This window comes from Microbispora sp. NPDC049633 (genome assembly GCF_040675265.1).
Taxonomy (GTDB): domain Bacteria; phylum Actinomycetota; class Actinomycetes; order Streptosporangiales; family Streptosporangiaceae; genus Microbispora; species Microbispora maris.
The window spans coordinates 1-9266 of sequence record NZ_JBFAOO010000250.1 but is presented as its reverse complement, the minus strand read 5'-3'; the positions used below and the strand labels follow the sequence as shown (position 1 = coordinate 9266).

8 protein-coding genes are annotated in these 9266 nt (G+C 73.8%); 5 read left to right on the top strand and 3 right to left on the bottom strand.

Annotated features, from left to right (window positions below; genetic code table 11):
* On the top strand, positions 1-392 hold a 392-nt coding region (locus AB0J39_RS35530; protein WP_363472891.1), incomplete at its 5' end, for an SURF1 family cytochrome oxidase biogenesis protein.
* An 84-nt stretch (positions 393-476) separates the two neighbouring features.
* Positions 477-788: a DUF3817 domain-containing protein gene (locus tag AB0J39_RS35525; protein ID WP_363472888.1), complete on the top strand. Its 312-nt coding sequence runs from the start codon at positions 477-479 to the stop codon at positions 786-788.
* A 150-nt stretch (positions 789-938) separates the two neighbouring features.
* On the opposite strand, the gene AB0J39_RS35520 is transcribed toward AB0J39_RS35525, so the two are convergent.
* The 3 genes from AB0J39_RS35520 to AB0J39_RS35510 form a co-directional block, all read right to left on the bottom strand.
* The gene (locus AB0J39_RS35520; protein WP_183534958.1) at positions 939-1133 is read right to left on the bottom strand and encodes a hypothetical protein; all 195 of its coding nucleotides are present in this window, start codon (positions 1131-1133) and stop codon (positions 939-941) included.
* A 232-nt stretch (positions 1134-1365) separates the two neighbouring features.
* Positions 1366-1959: a hemerythrin domain-containing protein gene (locus AB0J39_RS35515; protein WP_363472886.1), complete on the bottom strand. Its 594-nt coding sequence runs from the start codon at positions 1957-1959 to the stop codon at positions 1366-1368.
* A gap of 152 nt (positions 1960-2111) precedes the next feature.
* On the bottom strand, positions 2112-2996 hold the full coding sequence (locus AB0J39_RS35510; protein ID WP_363472884.1) for an arylamine N-acetyltransferase: 885 nt from the start codon (positions 2994-2996) through the stop codon (positions 2112-2114).
* A gap of 97 nt (positions 2997-3093) precedes the next feature.
* Here AB0J39_RS35510 and AB0J39_RS35505 point away from each other — a divergent pair, with 97 nt between their 5' ends.
* The 3 genes from AB0J39_RS35505 to AB0J39_RS35495 all read left to right on the top strand — a co-directional run.
* Positions 3094-3783 (top strand): response regulator transcription factor, encoded by a 690-nt coding sequence (locus tag AB0J39_RS35505; protein WP_363472882.1) that lies wholly within the window; start codon positions 3094-3096, stop codon positions 3781-3783.
* 28 nt (positions 3784-3811) lie between these two features.
* A complete protein-coding gene (locus tag AB0J39_RS35500; RefSeq protein WP_363472880.1) occupies positions 3812-7714 on the top strand; it encodes a DUF4153 domain-containing protein in 3903 nt (1300 codons plus the stop codon).
* Between the two features lie 13 nt (positions 7715-7727).
* Positions 7728-9266, top strand: a 1539-nt coding sequence (locus tag AB0J39_RS35495; RefSeq protein WP_363472878.1) for an amidohydrolase family protein, incomplete at its 3' end; no start/stop codon positions are given.

Below are 9266 nucleotides of genomic sequence, written 5' to 3'. Positions count from 1 at the left end.
CCGTCACGGTGACCGGGCGGCTGCGGCCGGCCGAGCAGACCGACGACGTGATGCGCAGCGGCAACCTGCCGCGCGGTCAGGTGGCGACCGTGTCGACGGCAGAGCTGATCAACGTGTGGCCGGACGCGCGGGTGCGGGACGGGTTCCTCGTCGTGACCGCCCAGGAGCCGCCGGCACGTGCCACGCCGGTGGCCGTGTCCCCGCCGACCCAGGGCGGCGGCTTCACCTGGCGGAACCTGGCTTACGCCCTCCAGTGGTGGATCTTCGCGCTGTTCGCCGTGTACATGTGGTTCCACTTCGTCCGCGACGCACTGCGCGGGCGGCGGAATCGGGAGGAGCGCCGGGATTCGGAGCCGGAGCCGGCCGAGCCCGCCGCGCACGCGGAGGCCTGACGGGCCCTGGAGCCCGGACCGCCGCCTCGCACGGATATCGTGTGGTGACCGTTTCCCCAGCACCCAGCAGAGGTATTGATCGACGTGGAATCCGCGCTCAACTTCTACCGCGTCCTGGCCTACATCGTCGGCGTGATGCTGCTCGTGCTGTGTGCCGGGATGGTCGTCAAGTACGGCTTCGACAACAGCACGATGGTCGCGGTCGTCGGGCCGATCCACGGCTTCCTGTACATGGTCTATCTGGTGGCCGCGATCAACCTGGGCCTGATCAAGGCCCGTTGGCCGATCGGCTACCTGCTGCTCGTGCTCGTCGCGGGCACGATCCCGTTCCTGTCGTTCGTCCTGGAGCGGAACGTCACCGACCGGGTCCGCAGGAGGATCGCGACCGCCTCGTGAGCGCCCGGTCGTGAGCGCCGCCTCGTGAGCGCCGGGCTTGAAAGCGTCGGCTTGTGAACGCCGCCGGCCGGGCGCCGTGACGGCGCCCGGCCGGGGATGTGCGCGAGCTCTGGGACAGGCCGCTCAGACAGGCTGCGCAGAACAGGCTGCTCAGCCGCCGATCTGGCGGCGGCGGATGCGCCGCAGCCGCGCCCGCTGCGACTCGTCCAGCATGAAGTAGGCGACGATCGGCGCTCCCAGCGCGCCGATCGCGACCAGCCAGGCCAGGAGCGTCGGCACCGGAAGGATGAAGACCAGCACGGCCACCACCGCCGCGCCCACGTAGTACTTGCCCAGTGGCGACATCGTCAGGCCTTTCGTGTCGGGTCCCGCGCGGGACGTCGTCCCGCGTCGCTGGGAGAACGTCCGAAGTCCGGGCCGAGTTCCGCGAACGGCCGAGGGGAGGCGCGGGCCGGTGTCGGGGGATGCGCCTCGGACCCCGGCCCGCGCATATACGTGGGCCGGGATTCCGACGCCGAAGGCGGGGACCCTGGCCTCGGCGGCTCCGCCGCGCCCCCTGCGGCGGAACGCCGCAGACTCAGCCCTCGCCGGACTCCTGCTTGCCCATCGCCTTACGGATCAGGTCGCGGGCACGATCCATGATCGCGATCGGCGTGCCCATCAGGATGTTCGCCGTCGCCGACTCGACCCCGGGGTGCGGATGCGTGGGTGCCATCGCCTCGGCGGCCTTGACGCCCACGGCCATGGCCTTGCGCTCGGCCTCGGACGTGCTGGCTTTGAGCTCGGAGAACTCGTAGCGCTCCTCGGCGGCGGCGTGGGCGAACACGGCGGCCCGCAGCCTCTCCAGCTCCCGGGAGAACTCCGCCGTCGTCACGTCCATGTCGTCGAGGCGGCTGAGCAGTTCCTTCGCCTCTTCCTCTTCCTGCAGACGGTTGTCCACGATCGTGTCGCCGCCGACCAGCTTGCGCCGCGCGTAGGGGTGGACGATCTCCTCCTCCGCCGTCTCGTGAACGGCGAGCAGGCGGACGAGGCGGCTGAAGGCCTCCTTGCGCTCCTCCCCCTGGCATCTGTCGACCTCGTCGAAGAGCTCCCGGATGAGAGCGTGCTGGTGCGTCAGGAGTTCGATCACGTCGTTCTCCCGCATGGTCTCCGGCCTTGACTGGCGGTCCATTAGCGCCTCCTTCCTGGTCATATCCGGGCTACCCGTAACCGGGGGGCGAAACCCATGACCTGCGGATTCGGCGCTGGGGGCGCATTACGCGGCCGCGCGGGCCGGGCGCGGCGACCGGGTTGGAACGCTGCGGGCGGGCCGCCGTTCCCGGCTCAGGTGGGCTGCCGGGCGGCCAGCCACTCCTCGTGGGCGGCGAGCAGCCGGGACCACAGCGCGTCCTTCTCCTCGGAGGAGACGTCGTCCAGGGTCATGCCGTAGACGTCCGCGAGCGCGGCGAAGTAGTCCTCCCGGCGCTCCAGCGTCACCGACGGGTCCGGCCCGACCCCGGCCGGCGGTAGACCGACGCGCGTGAGCACGAGCCCTCTGAGCAGGTCGATCCCTGCGGCGTCGCGCCGCTGCACGGACGCCACCCGGACGAATCCCGACTGGGGGGAGCTGGACAGCCATTCGTGCTTGGCCTCGAAGGCGCCCATCTCCGTCGGTCCCGGGCGGAAATCCATGCCGCTGAAGCTGCCGCGCGCGTCGTGGTCGAACCGCCAGCCGCCCGGCTCGGCCTCCGACCGGCGCAGGGCGTACCGGAACGGGCCCTGCCGGTAGACGCCCTCGACCAGCGGGATCGGCTCGTGGATCGCGTCGCCCAGCCCGGCGTCGACCAGCCACCGCCCGCCGGGATTGGCGTCCGCCGGCAGGCCGCTCACGGTCAGGGCCAGGTGGTTTCCCGTGGCCCCGGCGGGTTCCTCGGGCGAGCCCTGGACGCCGCCGAAGTGCCGCGTGACCGCGTAGCCCAGCTGCCGCAGGAGCACCGAGAAAGCGCCGTTCAGGTGGCAGCAGTATCCGCCGCGCCCGGACATGATCCGCCGCCACGACTCGGCCGGGTCGATCGTGGTCGGCCGGCCCAGCCAGATCTCCAGGTTCTCGTACGGCACCCGCTCGACGTGTGCCGCCTGGAGCCGGAACAGCTCTTCGACGCTCGGCGGGCCACTCGACCGCAGGCCGAGCCGTCGCAGGTAGTCCTCAGCATGCAGCGTCCGATCCACATGGCCACGCTAGCGCGGGCGGCCGACGTTTCCGGTGCACGGGATCTGCACATTTCCGGACGGCGACTCTGCACAGGGGGGATCTACGCTTCCGTGCATGGCAACCCCGCAGCAACGCCGTGTCCTCGTCGTCGAGGACGACGACACCATCGCCAACGCCGTACGGCTCCGGCTCGTGGCGGAGGGCTTCGACGTCCGCGTCGCGAGCGACGGCGAGGAGGCGCTCGCGGCCTACGCGAAGGCGGAGCCCGACGTCGTCGTCCTCGACCGGCTGCTGCCGGGCCTGGACGGGCTCGAGGTGTGCCGCAGGATGCAGGCGGCCCGGCCGGTGCCGGTGCTCATGCTCACCGCGCTGGGCGAGGAGACCGACGTGCTGGTCGGCCTGGGCGTGGGCGCCGACGACTACATCACGAAGCCGTTCAGCATGCGGGAGCTCGTCGCGAGGATCCACGCGCTGCTGCGGCGGGTTGAGCGGGCCAGCCTGCTGGCCCACGAGGACACGGTGATCAGGATCGGCGACGTCGAGATAAACACGGCCGAGCGCCGCGTGTTCGTCCGGGGGACCGAGGCCCAGCTCACCCGGACCGAGTTCGACCTGCTGCGGCGTCTCGCCGAGCGGCCCGGCCACGTCTTCGAGCGCGAGCGGCTGCTGTCGGACATCTGGGGCTTCTCCGAGGCCGCCGCGACCCGGACCGTGGACAGCCACGTCCGCGCGCTGCGCCGCAAGCTCGGCCCGGAGGTCGTCCGTACCGTCCATGGCGTGGGATACGCGCTCGTCCGCCCGTGACGCGCACCGCAACGGAGAAAGCCAGGCGATGAGGCCGCTCGACTTCCTCGGCCGGATCAAGGTCAAGCTCGGCATCGTGATCGTGCTCGCCGTGGTGGCGGCGTTCGTCGTGAACGAGGTCGGCATCAACTCCGGCCTGTCCCGGGATCTCAGGATCGCGATCGCCGTCGTGCTCGCGCTGATCATGGTGCAGCTCCTCGCCCGCGGCATGACCCGGCCGCTTCGCGAGATGGCCGCCGCCGCGCAGACGATCGCCAAGGGCCGGTACGGCCTGCGCGTGACCGCGACGTCCCGCGACGAGGTGGGGGAGCTGGCGCGGGCGTTCAACGCGATGGCGGCCGACCTCGCCGAGGTCGACCGGCAACGGCGTGAGCTGGTGGCCAACGTCAGCCACGAGCTGCGCACGCCCATCACCGGCCTGCAGGCCGTGCTGGAGAACGTCGTGGACGGTGTCACGCCGCCCGACCTCGACACCCTGGGCACGGCCCTCGCCCAGACGCAGCGGCTCGGCCGCCTGGTTGCCCAGCTCCTCGATCTGTCGCGGCTCGACTCGGGGGCGCGGCTGATCGAGCCGGAGGAGCTGGACCTGGCGTCGCTGTGCCGCCAGGCAGTCTCGGAGGCGGCTCTCGCGCGCGACGACGTGACGGTGATGAACGCCGTCGCGCCGGGGACGGCCCTGTCGGCCGACGCGGCCCTGCTCGCCCAGGTGCTGGCCAACCTGCTCGACAACGCCGTACGGCACAGCCCGTCCGGCGGCACGGTCCGGGTGGAGGCGCGGGCCGCCGGGCCGAACCTGGAGATCGGCGTCACCGACGAGGGTCCCGGCATCCCGGCGGCGGAGCGGGCCCGGGTGTTCGAGCGCTTCTCGCGCCTCGACGCCGGGCGGGCCGCCGACGCGGGTGGGGCCGGGCTCGGGCTCGCCATCGCCAAGGAGATCGTCGAGCTGCACGGCGGGTCGATCTCGGTGGCGGACCCGCTCCCGGCCGTGAGACGGCCCGGGGGGAGAGGCCGAGGGACGGCGCCGGGGTGCCGGATGGTCGTCACGCTGCCGCGTCAGGGCGAGCCGGTGGCGGGGGAGAGCGCGGACGGACCCGTCCACGCCGCCGAACGAAGGGGAGACATGGAGATTGAGCAGGTGGGCGCCGGCCGTCCCGCGGGTGGGCCCGGCGGGGAGGGCCCACGCGGGGACGACGGCGGTGACCGGGCGGGGAGAGCCGCCATCGCGGCCGAAGGACCGGGAGAGTCCGGTGACGCGGCCGCCGCACCCCGCTACGCCGGTGCGCCGCATCCTGCCGCTCCGCACTCCGGCACTCCGCATCCTGCTGTTTCCCATCTCGCGGCTCCGCACTCGGACGCTCCGAATTCCGCCACACCGCACTCCGGCGCGGAGCGGCACGCACCCGGCGCGCGGGGTGAGGACACGGGGCCGTCCACGCCCGTGACCGCCGACGCTGCCGGGCGACCCGGGGAGCGGCAGGTGGCAAGCTTCGAGTCCTCCCCCGAGGCCGCGGCTCCTGCTTCGACGACCGGCATCGCGGAGACGGGTCACCTCCGGGCCGGTCACCCCCGGGCCGGGGACTTCGGCATCTCCCCGGCCGGTAGCGAGGGCATGGCCGGCGGCGACGGCGGCGAGGACCGTGAGGATCCCCGGCGGCAGGACCTCGTCCATGACCGGGCAGACCAGCCGTACCCGGTCCCCCCGGGCGGAGGCGCCGGCGTGCCGGGGCAGGTGTTCGCGCCGCGGGCCGGGGTGCCCTACGACCCTGCCGGGCACGTGGCGCGGGTGGCTCTCGGCGCGGGCGTCGGCATGTTCGCCGGATTCCTCGCCGGGCTGATCGCTCCGGTCTTCCTCGGCATAGGGGGCCTGGGCATCGTCTCTTTGGTGCTGTTCACCGCCGCCGGGGCGGTCGTGGGAGCGACGCGCGGCTCGTCGACGGCCCGGCGGGCAGCGGCGACGGCCGCGGCCGCGTCCCCGCCGCCGTGGTACACAACCCGGCCCACGACCGCTCCAGGGACCGCGCCGGCCACTGGCGCCGCGCCCGCGTCGGACACCGCGCCCGGGGGAGACGCCGTGCCCGGTTCCGCCGAAGGGACATCCGTGCCGGTGGCGGTCACCGTGAGCACCCAACCCGGTCCGCTTCCGGAGACACCGGGATCGTCCGCGCCCACCGTGGCCGCAGCCGTCCACAGCGTGAGCTCTCCGGCGCCTCCGGTTCCCGCCGCGCCGGGGGGCACGCCTCCGGAGAACCCGGCGGGCCCGCGTGTCCAGGAGCGCGCGGAGCAGCGGCAGGCCTCCCCGGAACCGTCCGTGCCCCCTGTGCCCTCGTCCCCTGTGCCCTCGTCCCCCGTGTTCTCGATGCCCCCTGGTCCCCCGATGCCCCCTGGGCCCCCCGGGTCCGGGCCGCACACGCCGGGACGGTATCCCCCGCCGCCCGCCTACGTGCCGCCGCCGCTGTTCCCGCGGCCGGACCTCCCGGAGGCGCCCCGCTGGCTGCTGCCGGCCGCCGCGGCGGCCGGTCTGGTCGCCGCCGTCACCCTGCCGTACGCGTCGGCCGGGCTGGGCCTCGTGCTGACGGCGGTCGCGATGGGGGCGGCGGCGTTCCCCGCGGTGCTGCCGCTCCGGCGCGGCCGGGTCACCCCGTGGACCCTGGCCTTCGGCCTCCTGGCGTACGCGCTGGTCTCCGTGGCGCTCTTCCGCGACGCCGAATGGGTGGTCGGGCCGGTGCTGCTGGCCGCGTTCGGAGTGGGGTCCCTCGCGCTGTCGGGCGGTGGCCGGGGCTGGCTCGCCGTGATCAGGGGAGGAATCTCGGTCGCGTTCGCGGTGCTGCCGACGCCGTGGTTCCTGGCCGGGCCGTTGCGGACCCTGGCGCGGCGGCGGCGGATGCTGCCCACGCTGGTCAGCGCCGCCGTGACCGTCGTGTTGCTGGCCGTCTTCGGCCTGCTGTTCTCCTCCGCCGACGCGGTCTTCTCGGCCTTCCTCAGCGACCTGCTGCGGACACCGGAATGGGCGCAGAGCCTGCCGTACCGGGTCTTCGTGTTCTGCGTGTTCGCGGTGCTGGCCGTGGCGGCGGTGCTGGTGGGCCTGCGCCCGGTGGCCGAGCCCGCCGCGCCCGACCTGCGGATGTCCCTCGGCCGGCAGGTGTGGGTGATCCCGCTGGCCGGGCTGAACCTGCTGTTCGCGGCGTTCGTGACCGTGCAGATCACGGTGCTGTTCGGCGGAAGCCGCAGGGTGCTGTCGACGGCGGGGCTCACCTACGCGGAGTACGCGAGGTCGGGCTTCTTCGAACTCGTCACGGTCAGCCTCTTCGTGCTCGGCATCGTGGCCGCCGCGGTCGCCCTGCTGCGCCTGCGCGGCCGGGCAGACCGCTGGCTGCTCGCCGTGCTGCTCGGCCTGCTGTGCGCGTTCACGCTGGTCATCCTCGCCTCGGCGCTGCACCGCATCGGCCTCTACACCGACGCGTACGGCCTGTCCCGGCTGCGGGCCTCGGTGGTGGCGACGATCTGGTGGCTCGGCGCGGTGTTCGTGCTGGTGCTGGCGGCCGGGACGGTGCGGCTGATCGGCGGCGGCACGTCCTGGTTCTTCCGGGGGCTCGTGCTGCTCACCGGCGTGTCGCTGCTGGTGTTCGCGGTCTGGGACCCCGACGCGCGGGTGGCCGAGACCCAGCTCACGATCCGGGGCGTCGAGCGGCTCGACCACGGCTACCTGGGCGACCTGGGGGCGGAGGCCGTGCCGATCCTGGACCGGCTGCCCGAGCCGGACCGCAGTTGCGTGCTGAGCGAAGTGGTCGCGGTCAACGGTCTCCGCGAGCCGGACTCCTGGAACGGCTGGAACCTCGCCCGTGCCCGCGCCCGCGAGGTGCTGGAGCGCAGGCCCGTCGTGCGGCCCGACGACTGCCCCGGTTCGTCGCGTGTGCCCGGACCGTACGACTGATCTAATCGAGGACGTGACCTTCGATGTGCTGATCAGCGGCGGCCGCGTCGTGGACGGGACCGGAGCCCCCGCGTTCCGCGCGGACGTCGGCGTGCGCGGGGGCCGGGTCGAGGCGGTGGGCCGTCTCGGCACGGCCGAGGCGGCCACCCGGATCGACGCGGCGGGCAGATACGTGCTGCCGGGGCTGGTGGACTGCCACGCGCACGGCGACGCGGTCGTGTTCGACCCTCTCGTGCAGCACGCCGCGCTGCGGCAGGGGGTCACGACCTTCGTGCTCGGGCAGGACGGCCTGTCGTTCGCGCCGGCCACCACCCCGGCCGCCTTCGCGTACGCGAGCCGCTACTTCGCGGCGGTCAACGGCGCGCACCCGCACGTGGACGGGCCGGTGAGCGTCGCGGACCTGCTCGCCGGATACGACGGCAGGACCGCGCTCAACACCGTCTACCTGCTCCCGCACGCGACGATCCGGTTCGACGTGATGGGTCCCGCGGAGCGGGCCGCGGACGAGGACGAGACGCGGGCCATGCTCCGCAGGGTCGAGACGGGCCTGTCCGAGGGGGCGGCCGGGCTGTCGTCGGGCCTGGAGTACGCCCCCGGCCGGTACGCCGACGCCGCCGAGCTGGCCGCGTTGTGCGCGTCGCTGGGCGGCCTGCCGTACGTGACCCACATGCGCGCGTACGGCCCGTCCGCGGCGGTGGGGATGACGGAGGTCGTGGAGATCGCCAAGCGGTCCGGGGCGGCCGCGCACGTCTCGCATCTCCACGGCCCGGCCTCCACTCTGCTGCCGCTGGTCGAGGACGCCCGGCGGCAGGACGTCGACCTGAGCTTCGACACCTATCCCTACCTGCGGTCCAGCACGATCCTGGCGATGGTGACGCTGCCGCCGTGGGTGCCCGCCGCCGATCCCGGCCGCGCCGTGGCGATGCTGTCCTCCGAGCGCGATCGTCTCGCCGCGGAGTGGGCGGGACGCGACGATCTGTGGCCGCGCATCACGCTCTCGCACGCCCCCGGCTTCGAGTGGGCCGAGGGGATGACCCTGCCCGCCGCCGCGGCCGAGTACGGCGCGACGGCCGCCGACTTCTGCCGGGTGCTGCTTGTGGAGACCCGGCTCGAGGCGGGCTGCGTGCAGGCGCGCCCCGACGAGGGCCCGGCGGGGGAGGAGTCGGTGCGCGCCGTCATGCGCGACCCCGGCCACACCGGCGGCTCCGACGGCATCTACGTGGGCGGCCATCCGCACCCGCGCGGCTTCGGCGCGTTCGCCCGCTACCTCGGCCGGCACGTGCGCGAGCTCGGCGATCTCACCTGGGAGCAGGCCGCCGTGCACCTGGCCTCCCACCCGGCGCGCCGGTTCCGGCTGCCCGACCGCGGCCTCGTACGGCGCGGCCAGGCCGCGGACCTGATCGTCGTCGATCCGGCGACGGTGGCCGACACGGCGACCTACGACGAGCCCCGATCGCTCGCCGTGGGCGTGGACGACGTGCTCGTCGGCGGCAGGTCTTCGACGAGTCGATCCTCGGCACCCTGCGCGGGCACCTGTCCATCGGGCACTGCC